Origin of the sequence: Psychrobacter sp. UBA3068, assembly GCF_002366815.1 — a bacterium.
Taxonomy (GTDB): Bacteria; Pseudomonadota; Gammaproteobacteria; order Pseudomonadales; family Moraxellaceae; genus Psychrobacter; species Psychrobacter namhaensis.
Window position 1 is genome coordinate 45,206 of record NZ_DFBY01000010.1, and the last position, 23,271, is coordinate 68,476.

Sequence of the window (23,271 nt, forward strand, 5' to 3'; positions counted from 1 at the left end):
ACCCAAAAAGCCAGTTCACTAAAAGTCAGCGTATTAAACCAGTATTAGCCACCAAGCTGGCTTAAGCCCAACGCTAAGATCAGACCAATGGTAGCACTGATACCCGCCCAATGGTTGCCACGTTTAAAAGCAGTAGGAAACACTTCAGTTGCAAGCGAAGCAATGACAGCGCCAGCGGCGAAGCAATCGATAGCGCTAATAACGGACTCACTCATACCCTTGAGCAGCATTTTACCTAAGATAGCGGCCAGCGATAATAAAACAGCCGCACCGATCCAAAGCATGAGCACTTTTTTATTGCTGTTACCGTTTTTGCGCATTTCTTTGGCACCGCCTGCCGCCTCTGGCAGGTTGGACAACAAAATAGAGCCAGCTAAAGCTGCCACTTGCATCACATTTCCGCTCAGTAAGGACACGCCTAGTGCTAGGTTTTCAGGCACACCATCAAGAGTAATGGCCGCCAACAACCCGGCGCCACTATCCGAATTGAGTTTTTCATCGATCAGATAGTCAATCCCTGCAAACACCAAAGCGCCCAGTAAAGTGAACGCCGCTGTTATCCAAATCCCACTGCCACTCACGGCTGGTTGTACCAACTCAATCACCACTGATATCATCAGCGCGCCACCCGCGATAGCCAGTAAATTACCCTCTAACCAGCTAGGTAAACGGCCATATAGTCCCCAAAGCGCGCCTATGACAAGTGCGCCTGAGACCACGATAATAACTGCGAAAATTAACATAGTACGTCCCAATATTTTTGACTATAATATTGATAACGCTTAACAGCTTTTATGTCATTATCAATTGCGTAACTAGGACGCAGCGGTTTGTACCCAAATTTTTAACTAAGAAGCCGCGCCAAATAAAAACCCCAATTATTTATAATATAATTGGGGCTTATGTTATTTAACTGAGCTGAGATAAGGTTGATTATTCTTACATAAAGGGCAGCTTGGTAAATATCTGCAATACCGTGGCGTTGACGATATCAACGAAGAAGGCACCAACCATGGGCACAATTAAAAACGCCTTAGGCGAGGGCAGATAGCGATCTGTGACTGCCTGCATATTGGCAATCGCCGTTGGCGTGGCGCCCATCCCAAAACCGCAATGGCCTCCTGATAACACAGCTGCATCATAGTCTTTGCCCATGACTTTAAAGGTGATAAAGTAGACGTAAATGATCATAATGACGGTCTGTACCAATAAGATAACGAGTACAGGACCTGCCAAATCAGTCAGCTGCCATAGCTTTAAGGACAGTAGTGCCATTGCTAAAAACAGACTCAAAGAGGCGTTGCCAAACACATCAATCGAGCGATCAAACATATCAAAATTGAACACAATGGTTAAGACGTTACGAATAATGACGCCACCTGCCAGTGCCCAAACGAAAGTAGGCAGCTCAAACCATGTGTCTTGGGCGACAATTGTCATCACATCGGCAAAAGCCAGTGCGGCTGCAAACAGGGCCAACGTCTCAATGGTAGAGGAGGCGGTGATAAAGCGCATACTATCCGGTCTTTCAAAAATTTCTTTATTGCTGTGCGCTGAGTCTTCGTCATGCTTGGTGCTATAAAGTGATTGTGCGCCCGCCACTTTTTCGATGTCACTGGGATTGGGGTTGGCAAGGGTAGGTTTTAGCCCCAGTCTTTGAATCAAACGACGTGCCACAGGACCGCCCACGATACCGCCAGCGACCAAACCATAAGTGGCCACTGCGATACCAAGCGTCGTTGCACCGACCACCCCATATTCTTGTTCTAGGGTGATGCCCCATGCACCAGCCGTACCGTGACCACCGGTCAGAGCGATAGAGCCTGTCACAAGACCAAGTAGGGGGTCAAGTCCCAATGCGCTCGCCATCGCCACACCAACGATGTCTTGCAAAATAATGAACACGGATACGACGATGGTAAAAATCAATAACGGCGTTCCACCCGCTTTTAATCGACTAAAATCAGCGCTTAAACCAATAGAGGCAAAGAACATCAGCATGGTGGCTGTCTGCAATCCTTGGTGAAAGTTAAAGCTATATCCCCAAACGATATTGAGAATATAAACCACAATCGCGGCAACCAAGCCTCCGGCCACAGGCTCTGGGATATTAAAGTCTTCTAAGAACTTAATTCTTTTTACCAAAACGCGCCCAAGCAGCAGCACTAAAGTGGCCAGTATCAGCGTGTAATAGCCGTTTAAGGTAATTTCCATATATTAATCCTTTCTATACAAATAAATGAACCCAAATTCGGGATAAATATGGTTTTATCTCGAATTCAGGTTTGTGTCATGATTAGCGATTAAGCCTCGCCTATTTAACCGCTATCTGTAGGGTTAAACATCGATCGCAGGCGGCATAATAACCCACAGCTGCGGCTTACCAAAATCTCTGTAAGCATCTTCAATAAGGCTTACAAAGACCTTAAAGTCTTCGTGATTGATATTGTTCACCGTCGATAAGTTGAGCGTTAGGTGCGTCACTGCGCTGTCCGTTAAGCAGTCCCATGCGCTATCCCAGTTAGGTGAGCAATAATTGGGAAAATCACAGGCGTCAGCTAAGGTCGTTAATAATGTATTTTTAGTCAGTGTCTCGCCCACGGGTATGTTAACAGCCTGTGCCGGAATGCCTGCATCTTGTGCTGTACCGTTTTGGTTAATGTAGTGGATGGCGTGGCTCATATTATTTGACCTCGAGTCGGCGAAAGCTATCGTAGTGATCAACAGTCAGGTAATAGACAGTGGGGGGATGGCCACCTGTGACGATACGTCGCGGCCCGCGGTGCGACATTTCAGGTGTGGGAACGGTGTATTCGCGGTAGTAGCCTTGCGATTGGACTGGCAGCCTGCCTTCGCGATTATAAAACGTCGTGCCATCTTTATGAGGATAAGGAAACGGCCCACCTTGCTGTATCAGGGTGATGGTATGGTCTATCTGGGCATCACCGGTTAAGCCAGCAGTTACGGCTTGGCTTGTACTATCAGCAGCGTTTTGCGACAAGGCCGTCGATTCAACCCTATCCGCAAACAACGTCGAGTTAAAATCTCCCAAAAAATATACAGCGACGGCGATAATGGCGATGAAACTAAACAGGGTAGAGCCTACGCCTCTCTTATTAGTGATACTGTGATTTGCATTGTCACTGCCGCGATGATTTTTATGATGATTGCCGCGACTGGCGTTTTTGGACGTTTGCGGGGGTCCACCTGACTCAATGTTGTTATGAATACTCAGTGGAGAGGACGTCACTTTGGTAGCTCGCAATTGGTTTTTAGCGTTACGTTCACTCGTGAAGTAGACACTTTGGCCAACAGTGATAGGCTGTGACAGTTGCACTTTACTGACGTGGAAAAACACGTCTTCACTCTGACTGTCCACCTCGATAAAGCCGTAACCTTTGTTTTGATACCAGTGTTTAATGACACCACTCTGCATGAGCACATTTTCCTATAGAATGTTGTTATGAGGCAAAAAATGTTTACGCCGCGTATTTGTTAATAATAAAAAAACGCCAGCAATTGAGCTGGCGTTTTTTTTGGGGGATTATACTGTAAGTGGGACGGTAGATGACAGGGGGCGTGCTAATAAGTTAGGCGCGTGTCTCACCATGACCATAAACGATCCATTTTTGTGACGTAAGACCTTCGAGACCAACTGGGCCACGGGCATGAATTTTGTCAGTTGAAATACCAATCTCAGCACCAAGTCCATACTCAAAACCATCGGCAAAGCGGCTAGAGGCGTTAATCATGACGCTTGCTGAGTCTACTTCGCGAATGAAGCGCTGTGACTTGGTATAGTTGTCAGTAATGATGACATCAGTATGATGACTGCCGTGGGTATTGATATGTTCAATCGCCTCGTCAATGCCTGACACTACTTTTACCGCTAAGATAGGCGCTAAATATTCTGTGTCCCAGTCCTCAGCAGTGGCGGCAGAGAGATGACCTTTTAGGGCCGCATTGTCGTTTAAGATGGCTTGTGACTGCTCATCAAGGCGCAGTTGCATCGCATCATCAGCGGCTACGATCGCTTCAGCAATCTTTGGCAGGAGCTCATTGGCCACTGATTGATCGACCAATAGCGTCTCCATGGTATTACAAGTACCGTAACGATGAGTTTTGGCGTTGACGCTGACTTTGATGGCAATGTCAGCATCCGCATCACTATCGATAAAGGTATGACAGTTGCCATCTAAATGCTTGATCACGGGTACACGGGCATCACGGCTGATACGCTCAATGAGACCTTTACCACCACGTGGCACGATAACATCGACATAGTCAGTCATGGTGATGAGCTCACCGACAGCGGCTCGATCAGTCGTTTGGAGTACTTGTACACTGTGCTCAGACAGACCGACTTTTTGTAGACCTTCTAAGATACACTTGGCAATCGCTTGGTTAGATTCAAACGCCTCAGAGCCACCGCGTAGGATAATGGCGTTGCCTGACTTTAGCGCAAGAGAAGCGGCTTCTAGTGTCACGTTAGGGCGCGACTCATAAATCATACCGACCACACCGAGCGGCACCCGCATTTTGCCCAAATGAATCCCTGAAGGCTGAAAAGTCATATCAGTGACTTCACCGATAGGATCGGGTAGGGCGGCGACGTCTTTTAGACCTTGTAGCATACCATCAAAGCGCGCGTCGTTTAGCTCAAGACGGTCAAGTAAGGCTGCGTCTAAATCGTTGCTCTGTCCATTATCCATATCGATCTTGTTGGCGGCTAAAATATCTTGCTTGGCATCTTTTAACACATCATGAATCGCCATCAACGCTGAGTTTTTATCGCCAGTATTTGCCGCCGCCAGTGCTCGTGAAGCTGCTCGGGCTTGCTTGCCGACAGATTGCATATATGTGATAACGTCTGTAGTGTTCGATTGACTCATAAATCGTTTTCCTTATGTTAATAAGTGTTTTGAACAGAAAAAAGTGCCCAAAAAGGCGAAAATTTAGCAAAAAAGGCAGTTTGAATGCCCAATATGGCATTATGCTATTTAACATAGAGGAGATTGAGGCGATAGTAAAGACGATTTTGTGAACAGAACCCGCTTTACAAGGCGTTTATGAGTGTTTATGAAGCCCTATTTTACGACTCTTACCTCACCTCCTTTATAAGTTAAGCGTGCTCAACACAGCACTGTATCGTTACGCACCTTTAACAGAACTGCGTCGTAAATACTAAGGTAGCCATCACTGATCGTCAGTATAGTAAGCACTAATACGATAACAGTATGACAAAGCCAACACTAGATGGCTATCAATGATCATACGACTGGTAATGGAGAGTTAACATGGCTACGAGAAACAATACACAAAAAAAATGGCTGACGGCTGGGTTGGTCGCAGCGGCATTAACCCTAAGTGCTTGCGACACAAATGACGACGTCCCAATGGAAACAGACACCACCGTTGATGCCCAGACGCCGGTAGAGGGAGAGGCCACTAATACTGCTATTGCAAGCGGCACCGACGATGTCGATGTGGGCATAGGCAGCACCAATGATGGCATAGCAGTAGAGGATAATGGCGATGCCGTAGCGGTGACCGCCAATGATGAAGACGTATTAGATGGTACCGAGGACTCAGAACATATCTCAACCTACTAAATTATTTTTACTGCGGTATCCGAGAAAACCGTGTGTAGATAAAACCACGCCTAAGACTTTTAAGTGATAAAATATAGCTCAGCGCTGTTGACACAGTCTGGGCTTTTTTGTGTCAGTTATTACTTTATGTCAGTTACTACAACGACAATTATTCAGTGATCCCTCACTAGCGCACAACAGATTTGCCTTTTTACCGCTGAATAAGAGACAATGTGACATTTTTCTCTTTGTCTTATCAAACATAGCGGACTTACCGCCACGCTATGATTAATGCCTATATTATACTAGGGCTGTTTTTACTTACGTTTTCACTCATATTTATTGGAAGTCTGCTAAACCATGCTTGATACTGAAAAAAATCCGACTCGGCCTATCGCCTTAGATTTACAAGACATCCATAAAAGCTACGGCTCATTGGCAGTGCTCAAGGGGGTGTCACTCACCGCATATGATGGTGATGTGATCTCTATCTTGGGTTCCTCTGGCTCTGGTAAATCGACTTTATTACGTTGTATTAATTTGCTCGAAAAGCCAAATCAAGGTCGTATCATTATTGGTGATGATGAGCTTATCCTAAAGCCTGCCAAGTCAGGCGAACTGCAAGCGGCGGATGTCAAGCAATTAGAAAGTTTGCGCGCGCGCGTGGGTTTTGTTTTTCAAAACTTTAACTTGTGGCCGCATAAAACGATTTTGCAAAACATCATAGAAGGGCCAACGCAAGTTCTAAAAATCAAAAAAGCCCAAGCCATTAGTGATGCTGAAAAGCTGCTTGATAAAGTGGGTCTACTCGATAAAAAAGATGCGTATCCAGCGAATTTGTCAGGCGGTCAGCGTCAGCGCGTGGCCATCGCGCGTGCGCTTGCTATGCAGCCGCAGGTATTGTTGTTTGATGAGCCAACGTCCGCCCTAGATCCTGAACTGGTGAATGAAGTGCTTGCCGTCATGCGTGAGCTGGCAGAAGAGGGGCGTACCATGCTGATCGTCACTCATGAGATGCGCTTTGCCCGTGAGGTATCAAGTAAAGTGGTGTTCTTACATCAAGGTGTGATTGAAGAGATTGGCACCCCCGAGCAGGTCTTTGACAACCCTACTTCTGAGCGTGTGAAAGATTTTATGGCGTCGCACCGTTAACACCAGTCCTTTGGATAAAAATCTAGGGTGGAGCCTCTCTTACCACCCTAAAATCGCCGCTCTCACGGTATCTAGAATATAAAAATGACGGTTCATTCCTTAGTGTTAACTGTTTCTTACGGTTTAATGACAGTTGGTATGCAAAATGTTTGTTTTTGATATTTTACTCAGGTATTATCAAAAGGTTTATAGGCAGCCCATCATGGCGGCTGCTGGTATCTCTTACTAACTATATTGCTTATCTGGCAGGGACGTCAGAGAACTAAATATCAGAACCCTATATCAAACCCCATCAGAATTTAAGGAACGTATGATGTCGAATTCTCGCCTATTGTGGTCATCGATGACCGTTACCGCAGCGTTGATGCTGAGTGCTTGTAGTCAACCTGCTAATGAAACCACCGATACCAATGCTGATGCTTCTGCAGCAGATACGTCTGGCCAGACCATTCGTATTGCGACGGAGGGCGCTTATCCTCCTTTTAACTACACCAATGCTGATGGTAGCTTGGCAGGTTACGATATTGATGTTGCCAATGCCCTATGTGATCAGATGCAGGCCAAATGTGAAATTGTGGCGCAAGACTGGGACGGCATTATTCCAGGCCTGTTGGCACAAAAGTATGATGCAGTGGTAGCGGGCATGTCGATTACGCCTGAACGTCAAGAAAAGGTCGATTTTACCGAACCTTACTTTGCCAACACCATGGTGTGGCTGACCGACACCAATGGTGATTTTGATCCTATGGCGATTGAAAACGCCACACTGGGTGGTCAACGTTCAACCACTCCTGGCGCTTATCTTCAAGACAATTATGAAGGCAAAAATGGTAACACCGTGCAGTTGTATGACAACTATGACAACGCTTATTTAGATCTGAAATCTGGTCGTAGCGATGCGGTATTGGCGGAAAAAGTCTCGGCCAAATCATGGTTGGCAGACAACCCTGAAGGCTTTGGTATCGTCGGTGATGAAATCGATAACAACGATAATATTGCCATTGCTGTTCGTAAAGGTGACGCACTCAGAGACGACTTTAATAAGGCACTTAGCGTAATCCGTAGTAACGGTGAGCTGGCACGTCTTGAGCAAGCGAACTTTGGTCAATAATCTTCTGATTGAAAAATGAAGGAATAGCAGACATGACAATATCCATGACATCGTCACTAAAAAGTAAGGCATTAAAAAACAAAGCTCTAAACAGCAAAGCGCTGAAGAATAAGGCACTTTGGCTTGCGCCATTAAGTGCAGCTATGCTTATGTTGGCTGGTTGTAACAATAGCGCAACGCCAGAAGAAGGGGCGGCAGCTGATACTGCAACCGATACTCCAATGAACATAAAAATCGCCACCGAGTCAAGCTACAAGCCGTTCAGCTATACAGATGCTGATGGTAAGTTAATCGGCTATGAAATTGAGCTGGTCGACGCGCTGTGTGAGCAAATGCAGGCAGAATGTGAAGTCATCTCCCAAGATTGGGATGGGCTGATTCCAGGACTAAACGCACAAAAATTCGATGCGATTATTGCTGGTATGTCGATCACACCTGAACGTAAAGAAGTGGTTGAGTTTACGGACCCGTACTTTCATAGCGGTATCGTTCTAATCGGTAAGAAAGGCGATGATATTAGTGTTGCTGATTTGGCAGGGCAGCCTGTAGCGTCACAGCGCTCAACGGTCGCCGCACAGTACTTGCAAGATGAACATGCAAACGCTGATATCAAGCTTTATGACACCCAAGATAACGCGTATTTGGATCTGACCTCAGGTCGTGTGCGGGCGATGATGTCTGATAAAGTGACTGGTATCGACTGGCTAAAAACCGAGGCTGGTCAAGACTATGAAGTAAAAGGTCAAGAAATCAGTACTGATGAAGATGCGATGGGTATTGCGTTTCGTAAAGGCGACCCACTGGTCGCTAAGTTCAATAAAGCCTTGGCTGAGCTTAAAGAAAACGGTACTTATGATCAAATCACGGGCAGTTATTTTGGCACCAGCTCAACGGCCGCTGCTCAAAAAGCCGTGGCAACCACAGACGTAAAAGAAGTATTGGTGGTTGAAGATGCTGACGCCAATGTTGATGCCGATGCGGTCAACGCGAACGAAGAACAAGCAGAAGCGGCTACTAACTAATATCGTTGCTCATCGCTATGATTCACTAAGAGGGGTTCCAGTAAGTTGAGTAATAGCGATGAGTGTTATTTTCACAAGAAACATCAAGGAAGATCATGAACCACTACTCTGACCAATACAAAGCAATCGCGAACACACCCGTTAGCCATGGCGCAAAGGCGCGACGCTTTTCAGTACCCTTGATTGCGATGGCTGCGCTTTTGACTTTGGCAGGTTGTAGTAATGGTCAGAACGAAGCCAATGATACTGTCAGCCAAGAGGCGACGACGGGTGATGTGCTGCGTATTGGTACTGAAGGGGCGTATGCGCCTTTTAACTATACCAATGCTGATGGCACCCTTGGCGGTTTCGATGTGGAGATTGCCAACGCCATTTGTGCCGATATGGAGGTGACTTGTGACATTACCGCGCAGGATTGGGATGGTATTATTCCGGGTCTAAAAGCTGGTAAATACGATGCCATCGTGGCTGCCATGTCAGTGACCCCTGAGCGCGAGCAACAAGTCAGCTTTACAGAGCCTTACTTTAGCAATACTTTGGTGTTTTTAGCCAAAAAAGACAGCTCCTTTGATCCGAGTGATAGCAGCGATATTAATGCGCACTCTATTGCGGCCCAGCGCTCGACCATCTCTTCACAGTGGTTAGAGAACACCTATCCAAAAGCCAATATGAAGCTTTATGACACGCTGAGTAACGCGTTTTTGGACTTGGGTTCGAATCGCGTTGATGCCATGGTATCTGACAAACTGCCGGCTTTGGAATGGCTTGGCACCAGCGCAGGTAGTGACTATGCGCTGAAAGGTGAAGAGATTGATATCAATGACAACTTTGCCATTGCCGTACGTCCAGGTGATGCACTGCAAGAGAAGATTAATCAATCATTGGCCAACATAAAAGCGGATGGCACTTATGATGAAATTCATCAAAAGTATTTTGCGGTTCCAAAGCTCGATTCAACAGTAAACACGCAAACGACAGAAAAAACGGCGGAGTAGTTGTGACACATCTCAAATAGTCACTGTTAGAGCGATTGGACTTGCGTTGTTTTAATAAGAAGGATACTGCCTTAATGGTGGTGTCCTTTTTTGTTTTCGATAAAAAACAGTAGGATTTATCGCTATTGACTGCTCCGTTTTCGTCAATCTGACTGATTTACTAGGCTTTTAAGAGAATTACGGTTGATTTAAGCACTGCTTTTACGTGTGAGTATTAACATAGCGGCGAGCGATTATGATAAAATCAGCGCTCATTTCTACTGTGTCAATTTCCGCCGCAACAATCGTGTTGATTTGACGTCACTCTATGACGCAAAGCACCAATATATATTTGGTATAAAATGCGATTGTCAGCAGCGCTCAGCGATTGATGCTGATTCTTTTAACTCATATTTTGCAAATTGCTAATATAAAGAGACTGAGTGGATAATTGTGTTTGATTTACAAGGATTTGGCGCGCTCCTACTGAGCGGCGCTACCGTCACCATCAAGCTTGCGTTGACCAGCTTAGTCATCGGCATGGCTTTGGGGCTACTCGGTGCCACAGCAAAGCTGTCTAATATTTGGCTGCTGCGTAAGATTGCGACTGTGTATACGGCGACCATGCGCGGTATTCCAGAGCTGTTATTGGTGCTGTTTATCTATTATGGCGGCTCTATACTGCTCATGACGATTCTCAAAAAATTCGGCTATAACGAATATGTAGAGATTAGTGCCTTTTGGGGCGGCGTGATGGCGCTGTCTATTGCGTTTGGCGCTTATGCGACTGAAATTTTTCGCATGTCGATCCAAGAGATTCCAATAGGGCAGCATGAGGCGGCACAAGCAATTGGCATGCGTCCTTTGCAGACGTTTTATCGCATCACCTTGCCGCAAGTTTGGCAGATTGCGTTGCCAGGCTTGGGCAATTTGTTTTTGGTGTTGCTAAAAGATACGGCACTGGTATCAGTGGTGGGCCTAAAAGACATCATGTATCAGTCGTCGCGGGCGGCCCAATCAACGCAGCAGCCGTTTACTTTTTATATGGCAGCGGCAATTATTTATTTGGGTTTGACCATGCTGATTACCGGTTTTATGATGTGGCTTGAGTGGCGTGCCAATCCAGCGGCGCGCTATGCTAAAAAGCTGAGCCGTCAGTCAACCCATCGTCAATCGACCATAGGATAGAGGAGAGATACTATGGATTGGAATTGGCAGGTTATTTTTGATAGTCTTCCTGAGTTACTAAACGGCGCTGTTTTGACCGTACAGCTGGTCGTTGTCTCAGGTATCATCGGGCTGTTTTTTGGTTTGATTTTAGCGCAGTTGCGCTTGTCAAAGAACTGGCTGGTACAGGTGTTACCGTTTTCTTATATCTTCTTTTTTCGTGGCACGCCGCTACTGGTACAGATATTTTTGATTTATTATGGTCTGGGGCAGTTTGAAGCCATACGTAATTCCTTCTTATGGGAGCCCGTACTAAGCCAAGCGTACTGGTGTGCCATTATTGCCTTTACGATGAATACCAGTGCTTATTTGGCAGAAATCATTCGTGGCGCTATTCAAACGATTCCCGTTGGGGAGCTGGAAGCGGCTGACGCCATTGGTATGTCAAAGTGGCAGAAGCTCACACGTGTTACCTTACCGCGCGCCTTTGGTATTGTGATTCCAGCGTATAGTAACGAAGTGATCTTTATGCTAAAAGGCAGTGCGCTGGCGTCAACCATCGCATTGATGGATATCACGGGTGTCGCTCGTACGATTAGTGCGCGCACTTATACCTTAATGGAGCTGTTCTTCGCGGCAGGTATTATTTATCTGTTATTGTCGTGGGTGATTTTATTTAGCTTTAGATTGTTTGAAAAAAGAATGAATCGCCATGCAAGCTATGTTCCGCCAGATGTGATGACCAACACCGTTCCCTAAGTGTTTATGACGAAAATAGCGTGAGAAAAAAAGGGTAGATAGTGCGAGACGTCTGCCTTATCAAAATATCCATAATTTGCTGTGAGCGCCTAGTATGAGCCAATCACCACACATGTCTTTAGCCAATGCGATTGCTGCCAGTGTCAATGAGGATACGAGCGTCACCAATTTTAATGATAGCATGCGAGCCCCCATCGGTAAGGTGGTCTGCGTCGGTCGCAACTATGCTGAACACGCTCGCGAGCTTGGCAATGAAATCCCAAAATCGCCTATCTTGTTTATGAAACCAGCATCGTCCGTGGTCAGTGTGCGCAATGATATTGTCCGTCCTGACCCCGCGAAATATGGCGACACTCACTACGAAGCGGAACTGTGTATTCAGCTGTCAGCGGACCTGTCAGCGGCCACTGTTGAACAAGCGCAGCAAGCGATTGGCGCTGTGACATTAGGACTGGATTTAACCCTACGAGACCTTCAAAGTAAGCTGAAAGAAAAAGGCCATCCATGGGAGCGTGCTAAGTGCTTTGATGGCGCGTGTGTACTGGCTGATTGGCTTGAACCACAAGCGTTTGCTGATTTTAGTCAGGTAAATTATCAGCTCACCATCAATGATGAGCTACGACAGGATGGCGATAGCGCCTTCATGTTGTTTTCGGTTTATGAGTTGCTTGCAGAGATTAGCCACGCTTTTAGCTTGCAAGCAGGTGATGTAATCATGACGGGTACGCCAAGTGGCGTGGGTGTCTTGCAAGAAAATGACCAGTTAAAACTAACACTTGGTGCCCATGAGTGGCAGGTAAAAGTTCGCTAAGTCTTTTATAGCAGCAATAGTATATTTTTTCGACTCAGTGTGCATTCTCAACAACCCTCAAGTGATTGCTTGGGGGTTGTTGCTTTTAGGGGTATCTTAATGGCTATCACCCTCATCAAATATTGTCATTAGATTGTCATCGAGTTTTCAACGTACTGTCATAAACCATCAGTAGACTTAGGCGTAATTCTTACTTTGGCGGACGGAACGTTAAGTCGCGCTCATCGTTTTACGCCAATCCAGCCAACTGCAAGGTGACTGATAATGACACTGTTAAATAAAGAACCAAAACTCGCGCACGAAATCGTTGAAGACTCAAACCCGACCAATAACACTGATTTTCAGACCGTTATCAATCGTCGTCTAAACCGTCGTAGCATTCTAAAAGGCGGCACAGGACTGACGGCCGCGGCGTTTTTTGGGGCGCTACCTTTGGTTGGTTGTAGTGACGATGATGATAATGGTAGCAGGCCTATCATAGAAAACGGCAATGATGCGGCTATTCCTGCCCAAGGTGACTTAAAACGTCCCGAAACCTTGAAGTTTACAGCCGTAGCGCACTCAACGGCCGAAACCATGACGGTGGCAGAAGGTTATAAAGCGGAAATGATATTGCCCCTTGGCACACCGCTGATGTCTGGGATTGAGGATTGGAAAGACAATCGTGAGCAGTCGGCTGAGTCCTTTGAATGGCGCATGGGCGACAACCATGATGGTATGTGGTTTTTTGGCAAAGACGGCAATGCCTATGATGCTAAAGCGGCAGAAAATGGTCTACTGGTGATGAATCATGAATACGTGAACAGTAGCGACTTAAGTCCGTTTGGTTACTATGTCATTCGAGACAATGATGCCGCGCCTTTGTTTCAAAACCGTCGTCTTGCCAGTGATGTGCGCCGTGAAGTCAACTGTCATGGAGTGGCAGTGGTAGAGATGACCCGCCGAGCGGATGGCATGGGCTATGAGATGGTAGCAAATTCAAAATACAATCGCCGTATCACCAGCAGTACGACAGCGCAACTAGCCGGTCCAGTCGCTGGCTCTGATTTGGTGAAGACTAAGTTTGCCCCAACGGGTTTTCAGACTCGCGGCATTAATAATAACTGCGGTGCAGGATTGTCGCCTTGGGGTACATACCTGACCACAGAAGAAAACTTTTTAGGCGTGTTTGCGCGTGGGCAAGATGCCAGTCAACTAAGTGCTGGGCATAACTATGGTCGCGAGCGTTACGGCGCACCAGAAAATTCTCCCGGCTCAAAATATCTATGGCACACGCCTAATGCTAAAGATGCCACCATAACAGATGAGTTTTCACGTTGGGATATGACGGCGATTGGTGTAAACGCTACTGAAGATTATCGGAATGGCTTTAACACCTTTGGGTTTATCACAGAAATTGACCCTTTTGATCAAAACTCTATGCCACAAAAGCGTACCGCAATGGGACGTTTCGCGCATGAGAACTGTGCGTATGCGCCAGTTGAGCAAGGCAAGCCCGTGGTCTTTTATATGGGTGATGATGCGCGAGGCGAATATATCTATAAGTTTGTCTCCAAAGCCATGTGGTCAAATGCGGATATCGGCGGCGGCCTAAAAGCAGGCGACAAATATCTAAATGACGGCACACTATATGTTGCTATTTTTAATGCAGATGGTAGTGGTGAATGGAAAGCCTTAATCCATGGTCAAAATGGCTTGGATGCTTCTAACAGCGCGTTGCCTTTTAATGGACAAGATGAGGTGCTGGTCTTTGCCCGTGCCGCAGCGGATGTGGTTGGTGCTACCAAAATGGATCGACCCGAATGGGTGTCCGTCAGTCCGATGACAGGCGAGGTGTATGTGACCTTGACCAACAATAAAAATCGCGGCGTCGATGAGGAGCAACCGCTTTCCGCAGCCAATCCGCGCAGCTATCAAGTGGGGGGCAAAGAGCGTGGCAATGATAATGGTCATATTATCCGCTGGGCAGAAGCGGGCGGCGATCATACCGCGCTGACTTTTGAGTGGGATATTTATCTGTTTGCCACGCCTTATGATCTGGCCGCAGAAAACTTGTCGCAATTAAATGCCAGTAATGATCTATCGTCTCCTGATGGTCTGTACTTTGATCCACGCGGGGTGTTGTGGATTCAGACGGATGATGGGGCTTATACCGATACCAGCAGCTGTATGTTACTGGCAGCGCTGCCTGGTAACGTCAGCGATGGCACAACCATAACCACGTCGGCGGGGCAACAAACGCGAGTTGGCATGCCAGCCAGTAATGATAATATCAAACGGTTTTTTGTTGGGCCTGAAGGCTGTGAGGTGACTGGGATTACCATGACCCCAGATTTCAAAACGCTCTTTATTAATATCCAACATCCCGGTAACACATGGGGAGCGGTCGTAGGCGGCAGTACGCCGCGCTCAGCAACGGTGATGATTACTAAGGAAGATGGCGATGTGATACTGGCAGAGTCATTTGATACAGCAGATAGTGCGACATAAAAAGTTTATCGGTATCTAAAAGGTATTAAATGGTTAGACAGTAAGAACCTCAAGTGACGGCTTGGGGTTTTTATTTTTCTGAGAACAAACTTATATACAAATCACTCTCTTCTATTTATCAGGTTTAAGAGCTAGTATAGAAAGCTACCCTTTTTCGCTAAATGTGCCAATGTCATGAATGCTATGAGTAGTCCCAACTTGTTTTATAACGACAGTATTCGCTGTGGTAGCACCAATAGCGATGCTCGGACGCGACATGAGCTTGAGGCGCATTTTTCCTCAGACAGCAGTGTCCCATCACACAGTGATGTGTATGAGCAGATCGACCAACTCGAAGCAATCGATGTGGAAGAGTTGGGCAAACTGCTGGCGGATGATGGCAATGAGACAACAACGAAGCCCGTCACATTGGCTGACTTCTTTGAAGGATTGGCGCAGCTTGCGACCATGGGGGTGGTTGAGGTGACTGATATTGTAGAGGCTATCCACCGAGAAGTAATATTGCGTCCTTTAGGACGATTTAATGACAGGCATCTGAATAATTGGCAGCGCGGTATCACTGGGCGTATCTATGGCACGATACGCCACATTATGCTGAAGGTAGGTAACAATCTAGCAGCAGTGCTGCGACTGTATAAAACCGTCATGAGCCAAAAAAACGCTCAGCCATTGCCGGACTCATTAAAAAAACTGGTCAATGTGATCAATGGCGTCATGGGCGACCATCTGGTGAATCATAAAAACGCCCTTGCGATACCGATGGTGCTATATGCCAAAGACGGCAATCCGCAATGCGAGGCTCTATCAGGGCGCGTCATCATTTTATGTCATGGTCTGTGCATGAGTCATTTGAGCTGGCAATCAACAGACGGTCATGGCCTAGGCGATGCCATCGATCGCAGTCAGCCTGCGGCGACAGTTTTATATCTTGATTATAATACGGGTCGACGTATCTCACGTAGTGGTCGTAAGCTCTCGCAAGTGCTGCAAGAATTGGTCGATAATAGCCCCAATATCAGTCAGATAGATTTGGTTGGCCACAGTATGGGCGGCTTGGTCGCGCGTAGTGCGCTGTTTTACGGGGAGCAAGATCACTTGGACTGGGTAAAACGAGTGGGCAATCTCATCACGCTCGGCTCGCCGCATCATGGTGCGATGCTGGAGCGTATTGGCAATCATGTACAGGATATCATCGCCAAGCTGCCGTTTGCAGGCTCACTGGCCAAGCTTGGTGACATGCGTAGTGCCGGTATTATTGATCTGCGTCATGGCAGTACCCGTGATGCTGATTGGAAGGCGCTAGAGGGACGCAGCGTACTGCCACAAGACTTTCGTCATCCTGCACGTTTGCCAAGTGGTATCAAAACCTATTTTGTCGCTAGCGCTTTGGTCGAGACGCATTACAACTCTAAGATGACCAGTCTCTTGGGTGATGGTCTGGTGTCGGTCGCCTCTGCGCTGGGCGAGGACGATGCTGAGCACGCGTTATTTGTGCCTGAGGGGCATAAAGCGGTGTTTTATGGCGTGAGTCATGTGAACTTAATTCATAGTAGAAGGGTTCGTGAGCAAGTGGTTGCATGGCTACTAGACAATGGACGCAGCGACTACGTGGACAAACCTCGGATATACTCTTATCCTAAAAGTTTGGCGTTAGCGCTATAGATATTTTTTTAACTATATAGAAAATAGTAAAAAAATAAAAATGGTTCAAATAGAGTAGTGAGACATCCTTTAAAACTTCTAAAAACAAAAACCCCCAAGCGCCACGCTTAGGGGTTTTAAAGAGAGCTTTCAACTATTTTAGAAAATGAAACGGCTTTAAAGAGCTACTCAGCAAATATCGCTGCCACATCGTCTTTATCAAATTTATACATTTCACCGCAAAACCCGCAATCCATCTCAAACGTGCCGCCTTGCTCTTCGACGATATCCAAAGCTTCCGCTTCGCCAATTTGCTCGATTGCCATCTCACATTTTTCGCGTGAGCAGGTGCAGCCAAATGATAGCTCAACCGGCTCGGGTGCCACCACGTTTTCTTCATGGTACAAGCGATACAAAATCTCGTTAGCATCCAGTGTGGTCAGCTCTTCTGACTTGAGGGTGCGTGTCAATACAGACAAACGTGTCCACAAATCATCATCGATACCCGCATCTTGGTTTTGCTCAACTTCATAGTTTTCTTCAGCGGTACGAGGCAGCATCTGTACCAACATGCCACCTGCTTGTAAGCCGTCAGATGCTAAGTTAATCAGCGTTGGAATCTGCGCCGATTGCTTTTGATAATGTGCTAAGCAGTCAGCCAAATTGTCATGGCTACGCTCAACGATACCTTGATACGACTCGCCACCTTCCGGCTGAATATTGATAAACAACACACCTTGGCCCATTGCGCCCAGTTCAGCAAATGCTTCTTTGGCATGCGTCATGTTTTCCCAAGCTTGCACTTGCTCATCAGTCTCGCCTTTCCAGCTGGCAAGGGCACGAATGATGCCGTCTTGATCGCACTCAGCCATCGCCCAATTGAGCAAACTGTCGCTGTCTGATGACTGTAATTGAATAGACAGATGACCATTAATTTTCACGGTGCTGATAAGCAAACTTGCGGCTGTTAGCATTTCACCCAACAGGCGTTTGATGGCTTCAGGGTAGGGCTTTTGGGCAATGGTACTTGCATAACTGCGTGATAGGCGCACCACGTCACCGCGCACGGGTGAATCTTCAATAAAGAAGCGTTGGCGTACGTCGTTGTCGCTATGGTTGCCAGCGGTTTGGCGTTCTGTATTTGGGGCTTGAGTATCTTGTGTCATAGGTCATTTGTAGTATTAAGAAGTTGTTAGCTTTATGGGGATTCCTTGTGATTTATCAATTGCCTATAGCAGTTTTCCGAGAGGTATGGCCCCTCATTGCCAGAATGCATGGGATAAGTAGAGGTAAGGGTCGTCCATAAGTGATGTCTTCTTATTACGCCGTCATTAACGCAAATACCCAATAATTTTTAAAATGTCACTCTCCTTAAAAAAAGTTTACCTACACCCCTTAATTTGTTGTACAGTAACATTAAGTTGCATTGTGATAAACAACAGCAACAACCACACGGATGCGTGGCAATAAGGTCGAATAGTCAGGCCTGTGTGTCAAAACACTCGTTCAATATTGTGATAAAAGGATGTATTTCATGAGCTATTTACTCTCCAAGCCGTTGACGCTGGCCGCCTTTATGGCGCTAGGCCTAGTAGGCTGTAATAACAGCAATCAAACTTCGACTGATGCGGCGTCAACAGACGATGCAACGACGACAGAAGCCGCCGCAGACACCAACGGCACCCTGCAAAAAATCAAAGACTCTGGCACCATCGTGGTCGGTCACCGTGACTCCTCTATTCCATTTTCTTATATCGCTGATGATCCCAATCAGCCTATTGGCTATGCGCATGATTTAGAAATGAAAGTGGTCGAGGCGGTGAAGCAAAAGCTAAACATGCCAGATCTCAACGTTCGTTATAACTTGATTACCTCACAAACTCGCATCCCACTGGTACAAAACGGCACAGTAGATTTTGAATGTGGCTCAACCACCAATAACGAAGAGCGACAAAAGCAAGTGGCGTTCTCCAACGGTTTCTTTGAAATTGGGACACGTTTGTTGACCAAAAAAGACTCTGGTATTCAAGACTTCGCTGATCTAAAAGGCAAAACCTTAGTGACGACAGCGGGAACGACCTCAGAGCGTTACATTCGTCAATACAATGACGAAAACAACATGGATATCAATATTATCTCAGCAAAAGACCATGGCGAAAGCTTTCTTATGCTAGAAAATGGCCGCGCCGATGCCTTTATGATGGATGATGTCTTGCTGGCTGGTGAAAAAGCCAAAGCAAAAAATCCTGATGAGTGGGTGATTGTGGGTGAGCCGCAGTCGTTTGAGATTTATGGTTGTATGATGCGTAAAGATGACCCAGAGTTCAAAGCGGTGGTCGATGAAGCACTGACCGATGTCTTTAGTTCAGGCGAGATTAATAGCATTTATGACAAGTGGTTCTTGAACCCGATCCCACCGAAAAACGTCAATCTAAACTTTGAGATGTCTGACAACTTAAAAACCTTGATTGCCAATCCCCATGATAGCGCGCAGCCAAAAGCGGCGCCTGCACAGTAATTACTGTCCTTCAACATAGCTTGCTTGCGCGCTCGGATTGACACACACAGTTAATCTGGCGCGTTGGCTTTTTGGTCGCTGCTCGGAGAGACAAGCATGAATTATAGCTGGAACTGGGGTGTGCTCTTTGAGCATACGGGGATCGGTAACGAGCTTTATATCCATTGGATGATTACGGGGCTTGGCTGGCTGTTACTGATTGGCAGTATTGCCTGGGTTATCGCCATGGTGGTGGGTACTGTCTTTGGTATCATGCGTACCTTGCCCAATAAGACCGCTCGTACAATTGGTACGGCTTATGTGACATTTTTTCGCAATATTCCACTGCTTGTTCAGCTGTTTTTTTGGTTTTATATTGCCCCTGGGTGGCTCACGCCCACGATTCAAGAGTGGTGGTATAAGGATTTATCGCCAAATACCTCAGCCATGCTATCAGCGAGTATTGGTTTGGGTCTATTTACCGCCGCGCGTATCGTCGAACAGGTACGTACCGGTATTGAGTCGTTGCCTGATGGGCAGGTTAATGCCGCTTATGCGCTGGGCTTTAGTATTCCGCAGGTGTATAAAGAAGTGCTGTTACCGCAGGCGTTTCGTATCATTTTGCCCCCACTCAGCTCTGAGCTGACCAACTGTTTTAAAAATGCCTCTGTGGCCTCTTTAGTGGGGGTGATGGAGCTGATTAGCCAAACCAAAACCATCAGTGAATATACCCAAAACAGCATCGAAATTTATACCTATGCGACCATTATCTATTTGGTGTTTAATCTATCCTTGATCGCTATTATGGGTTTGATTGAGCGTAAATTGCGTGTGCCTGGACTGATTGCAGGAGGTCAGAAATGAATATGATGACCGAGTTGGCAACGGCCTATCCGGGTTTGATGGGCGGCATGCTCACCACTTTAAAAGTACTGTTTTTAGCGATTCTTGGTGGTATCAGCTTAGGCACGGTATTGGCATTGATGCGCTTGTCTGGTATTAAAGCGCTTGAAGTTCCAGCGAAGCTATACGTCAATTATTTCCGTTCTGTACCGCTACTATTGGTACTACTGTGGTTTTATTTTGCCGTACCGATGATTTATTTTTGGATAGCAGGTAAGTACCTACAACTTGACGCGGCTTTTGCCTCGTGTGTGGTGGCCTTTATGATGTTTGAGGCCGCTTACTTCTCAGAGGTGGTTCGTGCCGGTATTCAATCGATTGGTAGTGGGCAGGTTAATGCCGCTAAAGCGCTCGGTATGACTTATGGGCAGACCATGCGCTTGGTTATTTTGCCGCAAGCTTTTCGCAAGATGCTGCCACTGATTTTGCAGCAGTGTATTATTTTATTCCAAGATACGACGCTGGTGTTTGCCATTGGTCTGACGGATTTTTTTCGCGCCGCCTATGTCCGCGGTGAGCTAATGGGCTTACTGACGCCTTATATTTTAGGGGCGGGTGCCGTTTATTTTGTCATCAGTTTGAGCGCCTCCATTGGCGTGCAACAGCTACAAAAGCGTTTAAGGTTTTAAGATTAACTTAGTCCGTACTTTAATTTTAAAAATTTTGTTGAACAACGATTATTAATGACGATTATTAATGACGACTATCAAAAATAATGTGGTTAGGAGCCAGTGATGAGCGAAGCTGATACGTATATGAATGCTTTTGGTGGACTGGTCACCAACAGTGGGCATGCTAGTGATGAAATGGTCATTGAGATGGACAGTGTCAGCAAATGGTATGGCGACTTTCAAGTGCTCACTGACTGTACCGCCCATGTCCATAAAGGCGATGTGGTCGTCGTTTGTGGGCCATCGGGTAGTGGCAAGTCTACTTTGATTAAGACGGTAAATGGGCTGGAACCTTTTCAAAAAGGTGAGATCATGGTCAATGGTATCTCAGTTGGGGCACCGAAGACCAATTTACCTAAATTGCGCAGCCGCGTGGGTATGGTGTTTCAGCATTTTGAGTTGTTTCCGCATTTGACCATCATTGACAATCTCACGGTTGCGCAGATCAAAGTGCTGGGACGCAAAGAGAGTGAGGCCAAGCAAAAAGCCATGGCGTATCTAGATCGCGTCGGTCTGACCGTACAAGCAGCGAAATATCCAGCGGAGTTGTCTGGTGGTCAACAGCAGCGGGTAGCGATTGCGCGGGCGCTTGCGATGGATCCTGTGGCGATGCTGTTTGATGAGCCAACCTCGGCGCTTGATCCTGAGATGATTCAAGAAGTGCTTGATGTGATGGTCGAGCTGACACGTGATGGCATGACCATGATGTGTGTGACGCACGAAATGGGTTTTGCCAGTCAGGTGGCCAATCGTATCATTTTTATGGATGAAGGGCATATCGTAGAAAACTGTAGCAAGGAGGAGTTTTTTGAGGGAGCAAAAAGTGAGCGCGCACAACTGTTTTTGTCTAAGATTTTGAATCATTAGCGTGTAAATTGAACGGTTTTTTTATGTGAAAAGTAGCGTCTAGCATTAGGCGCTTTTTTTTGCGAATACGTTTACACAGGCAGCACGCCTGAATGCGTAGGTGAGTGACTATCTGTTTACTGATACAATAGCGGTCAATATTTTGATAATTAAAATAATTCCTCAGTTATATTGGAGCTAATATGAGCGCAGAAAATCTATCGGCAACATCGGCCACATCAACAGAAAATGGTGTCGTCATTATTGGAGCAGGCTTGGCAGGTTGGCATGTCATCGATGCGATCCGTGCGAAAGACGCAGACATTCCGATCACCTTGATCACAGCGGATAGTGGTGATCGTTATCACAAGCCAATGCTGACGATGGCAATTAGCCAAAACAAACGGGCGTCAGATTTGGTGCGAGCGACAGGAAGTGATGCGGCAAAGACCGCCCAAGTGACGTTACTTGCCAATACCCACGTACTCGATATTGATCCTGTGAGTCAAACCGTACAGTGTGCTACTACTGAACAAACAGAGTCTCCTACTGTGGTGAGCTATGAAAAAATGGTGCTGGCGATGGGCGCACATCCTATCTTTCCAAAAAGCCTACCGGAGGATCTGGTCTGGCACGTCAACCATATCGAACGCTTTGGACAGCTCCAAGAAAAGCTAGCGACAGGCAGTCAGCATGTTGCTATTGTCGGTGCTGGCATGGTTGGGACTGAGATTGCAGAAGACTTGCTAAAAGCAGGGCATCGAGTGACGTTGATTGATTTAAATGACGCACCACTATCGCAAATGCTACCCGCCAAAGCGACCGCTCGTATTGCCCAAGCCGTGAAATCACAAGGCATTCAGTTTTTGGGTGGTTATCAGGTGTCTGAAGTCACGCGTAGCAGTGACAGCGGAAATGAGGGCAAGTTGCAAGTCAGCTATGAGCCAATAGGGTCAACTGACAGTTGCACCGATTTGCAATCTGGAACCTTGCTCGTTGATCATGTCATTGCCAGTACGGGTCTGACCGTTGATGATAAGTTGCCGACTGCCGCTGGTGTTGAGTTTGATCGCCGCACTGGGATTGTGGTTGATGCGCCCACATTGCGTACCAATACTGACAATATTTATGCCATTGGCGACTGTATGTCGATCAATGGGGTCGCCTGTCGCTATGTTGCGCCGTTACGGGCACAGGCCGCGACCATCGCTGATGACATCTTGGGGCATGAGCATGGCGGTTATGACCACAAACCGCCGATGATTCGCCTAAAAAACAAAGCCATCTCTGTGATGGCAACGGGCGTACCGCGTTCTGAGGGTAACTGGCAAGTGACGAGCGAAAGCGCCGATGAGCTGGTGATGGAGTTGCTCGACGATAACCATAAAGTTAGCGCCACAGTGACCATCAAAGCGCCACCAACACCTAAAGCATAGAAAGCGGCTTAAAACTGGCAGTCTTATCAGATAAGTCTGTAGTAAAGTGATTAATAGTCGCTTGTCACGTCTAAACCAGTCATACCCAAAATGGTGTGGCTGGTTTTTTTATGGCCAATGACGGTCAAGCCTTTGTGCTATCTGCTGCTAAGCTAGGATTTTAAATGACTCATTAAGTGATACACATTGTATTGATATTA

General features: G+C 46.6%; 21 protein-coding genes. 15 read left to right on the forward strand and 6 right to left on the reverse strand.

The window, feature by feature from the left end:
- Nucleotides 1–44: 44 nt before the first annotated feature.
- From B2P60_RS02035 to B2P60_RS02055, 5 genes are all read right to left on the reverse strand, one after another.
- Nucleotides 45–743 (reverse strand): ZIP family metal transporter, encoded by a 699-nt coding sequence (locus B2P60_RS02035; RefSeq protein ID WP_286739162.1) that lies wholly within the window; start codon nucleotides 741–743, stop codon nucleotides 45–47.
- Nucleotides 744–939: 196 nt separating this feature from the next.
- Nucleotides 940–2,214 (reverse strand): sodium/glutamate symporter, encoded by a 1,275-nt coding sequence (gene gltS, locus B2P60_RS02040; protein WP_193006837.1) that lies wholly within the window; start codon nucleotides 2,212–2,214, stop codon nucleotides 940–942.
- A 123-nt stretch (nucleotides 2,215–2,337) separates the two neighbouring features.
- Nucleotides 2,338–2,682, reverse strand: coding sequence for a barstar family protein (locus tag B2P60_RS02045; RefSeq protein ID WP_193006836.1), 345 nt, complete (start codon nucleotides 2,680–2,682; stop codon nucleotides 2,338–2,340).
- Nucleotide 2,683: 1 nt separating this feature from the next.
- Nucleotides 2,684–3,436: a ribonuclease domain-containing protein gene (locus B2P60_RS02050; RefSeq protein WP_286739165.1), complete on the reverse strand. Its 753-nt coding sequence runs from the start codon at nucleotides 3,434–3,436 to the stop codon at nucleotides 2,684–2,686.
- A gap of 154 nt (nucleotides 3,437–3,590) precedes the next feature.
- Complete coding sequence (locus B2P60_RS02055) at nucleotides 3,591–4,892, reverse strand: glutamate-5-semialdehyde dehydrogenase (protein WP_286739167.1); 1,302 nt, start codon at nucleotides 4,890–4,892, stop codon at nucleotides 3,591–3,593.
- Between the two features lie 405 nt (nucleotides 4,893–5,297).
- Here B2P60_RS02055 and B2P60_RS02060 point away from each other — a divergent pair, with 405 nt between their 5' ends.
- The 10 genes from B2P60_RS02060 (at nucleotide 5,298) to B2P60_RS02105 (ending at nucleotide 16,739) form a co-directional block, all read left to right on the forward strand.
- Nucleotides 5,298–5,612 (forward strand): hypothetical protein, encoded by a 315-nt coding sequence (locus tag B2P60_RS02060; RefSeq protein WP_193006833.1) that lies wholly within the window; start codon nucleotides 5,298–5,300, stop codon nucleotides 5,610–5,612.
- 339 nt (nucleotides 5,613–5,951) lie between these two features.
- Nucleotides 5,952–6,743, forward strand: coding sequence for an ABC transporter ATP-binding protein (locus tag B2P60_RS02065; protein ID WP_193006832.1), 792 nt, complete (start codon nucleotides 5,952–5,954; stop codon nucleotides 6,741–6,743).
- Nucleotides 6,744–7,053: 310 nt separating this feature from the next.
- On the forward strand, nucleotides 7,054–7,854 hold the full coding sequence (locus B2P60_RS02070) for a transporter substrate-binding domain-containing protein (RefSeq protein ID WP_286739170.1): 801 nt from the start codon (nucleotides 7,054–7,056) through the stop codon (nucleotides 7,852–7,854).
- Between the two features lie 32 nt (nucleotides 7,855–7,886).
- Complete coding sequence (locus B2P60_RS02075; protein ID WP_414706616.1) at nucleotides 7,887–8,876, forward strand: transporter substrate-binding domain-containing protein; 990 nt, start codon at nucleotides 7,887–7,889, stop codon at nucleotides 8,874–8,876.
- 188 nt (nucleotides 8,877–9,064) lie between these two features.
- On the forward strand, nucleotides 9,065–9,871 hold the full coding sequence (locus tag B2P60_RS02080; protein ID WP_286739290.1) for a transporter substrate-binding domain-containing protein: 807 nt from the start codon (nucleotides 9,065–9,067) through the stop codon (nucleotides 9,869–9,871).
- Between the two features lie 432 nt (nucleotides 9,872–10,303).
- On the forward strand, nucleotides 10,304–11,038 hold the full coding sequence (locus B2P60_RS02085; protein ID WP_193006830.1) for an ABC transporter permease: 735 nt from the start codon (nucleotides 10,304–10,306) through the stop codon (nucleotides 11,036–11,038).
- A gap of 12 nt (nucleotides 11,039–11,050) precedes the next feature.
- A complete protein-coding gene (locus tag B2P60_RS02090; RefSeq protein ID WP_193006829.1) occupies nucleotides 11,051–11,776 on the forward strand; it encodes an ABC transporter permease in 726 nt (241 codons plus the stop codon).
- Nucleotides 11,777–11,957: 181 nt separating this feature from the next.
- Entirely contained in the window at nucleotides 11,958–12,587 is a 630-nt protein-coding gene (locus B2P60_RS02095) for a fumarylacetoacetate hydrolase family protein (RefSeq protein ID WP_226949573.1), read from the forward strand.
- Between the two features lie 264 nt (nucleotides 12,588–12,851).
- A complete protein-coding gene (locus B2P60_RS02100) occupies nucleotides 12,852–15,077 on the forward strand; it encodes a PhoX family protein (protein ID WP_193006827.1) in 2,226 nt (741 codons plus the stop codon).
- 183 nt (nucleotides 15,078–15,260) lie between these two features.
- Nucleotides 15,261–16,739, forward strand: coding sequence for an alpha/beta fold hydrolase (locus B2P60_RS02105; RefSeq protein WP_286739173.1), 1,479 nt, complete (start codon nucleotides 15,261–15,263; stop codon nucleotides 16,737–16,739).
- A 164-nt stretch (nucleotides 16,740–16,903) separates the two neighbouring features.
- Here B2P60_RS02105 and B2P60_RS02110 read toward each other — a convergent pair whose 3' ends face one another.
- Nucleotides 16,904–17,884, reverse strand: a complete 981-nt coding sequence (locus tag B2P60_RS02110) for an Hsp33 family molecular chaperone HslO (RefSeq protein WP_193006825.1) — start codon at nucleotides 17,882–17,884, stop codon at nucleotides 16,904–16,906.
- A 368-nt stretch (nucleotides 17,885–18,252) separates the two neighbouring features.
- Here B2P60_RS02110 and B2P60_RS02115 point away from each other — a divergent pair, with 368 nt between their 5' ends.
- The 5 genes from B2P60_RS02115 (at nucleotide 18,253) to B2P60_RS02135 (ending at nucleotide 23,071) form a co-directional block, all read left to right on the forward strand.
- On the forward strand, nucleotides 18,253–19,236 hold the full coding sequence (locus tag B2P60_RS02115; RefSeq protein ID WP_193006824.1) for a glutamate/aspartate ABC transporter substrate-binding protein: 984 nt from the start codon (nucleotides 18,253–18,255) through the stop codon (nucleotides 19,234–19,236).
- Between the two features lie 96 nt (nucleotides 19,237–19,332).
- Nucleotides 19,333–20,079 carry an amino acid ABC transporter permease gene (locus B2P60_RS02120; protein WP_193006823.1) on the forward strand — a complete coding sequence of 249 codons (747 nt, stop codon included), beginning with the start codon at nucleotides 19,333–19,335 and terminating at the stop codon, nucleotides 20,077–20,079.
- Nucleotides 20,076–20,747: an ABC transporter permease subunit gene (locus B2P60_RS02125; RefSeq protein WP_193006822.1), complete on the forward strand. Its 672-nt coding sequence runs from the start codon at nucleotides 20,076–20,078 to the stop codon at nucleotides 20,745–20,747. Before B2P60_RS02120 ends, B2P60_RS02125 begins: the two co-directional genes overlap by 4 nt.
- 177 nt (nucleotides 20,748–20,924) lie before the next feature.
- A complete protein-coding gene (locus B2P60_RS02130; RefSeq protein WP_198334272.1) occupies nucleotides 20,925–21,656 on the forward strand; it encodes an amino acid ABC transporter ATP-binding protein in 732 nt (243 codons plus the stop codon).
- A 182-nt stretch (nucleotides 21,657–21,838) separates the two neighbouring features.
- Nucleotides 21,839–23,071, forward strand: a complete 1,233-nt coding sequence (locus B2P60_RS02135) for an FAD-dependent oxidoreductase (RefSeq protein ID WP_230710009.1) — start codon at nucleotides 21,839–21,841, stop codon at nucleotides 23,069–23,071.
- Nucleotides 23,072–23,271 lie beyond the last annotated feature (200 nt).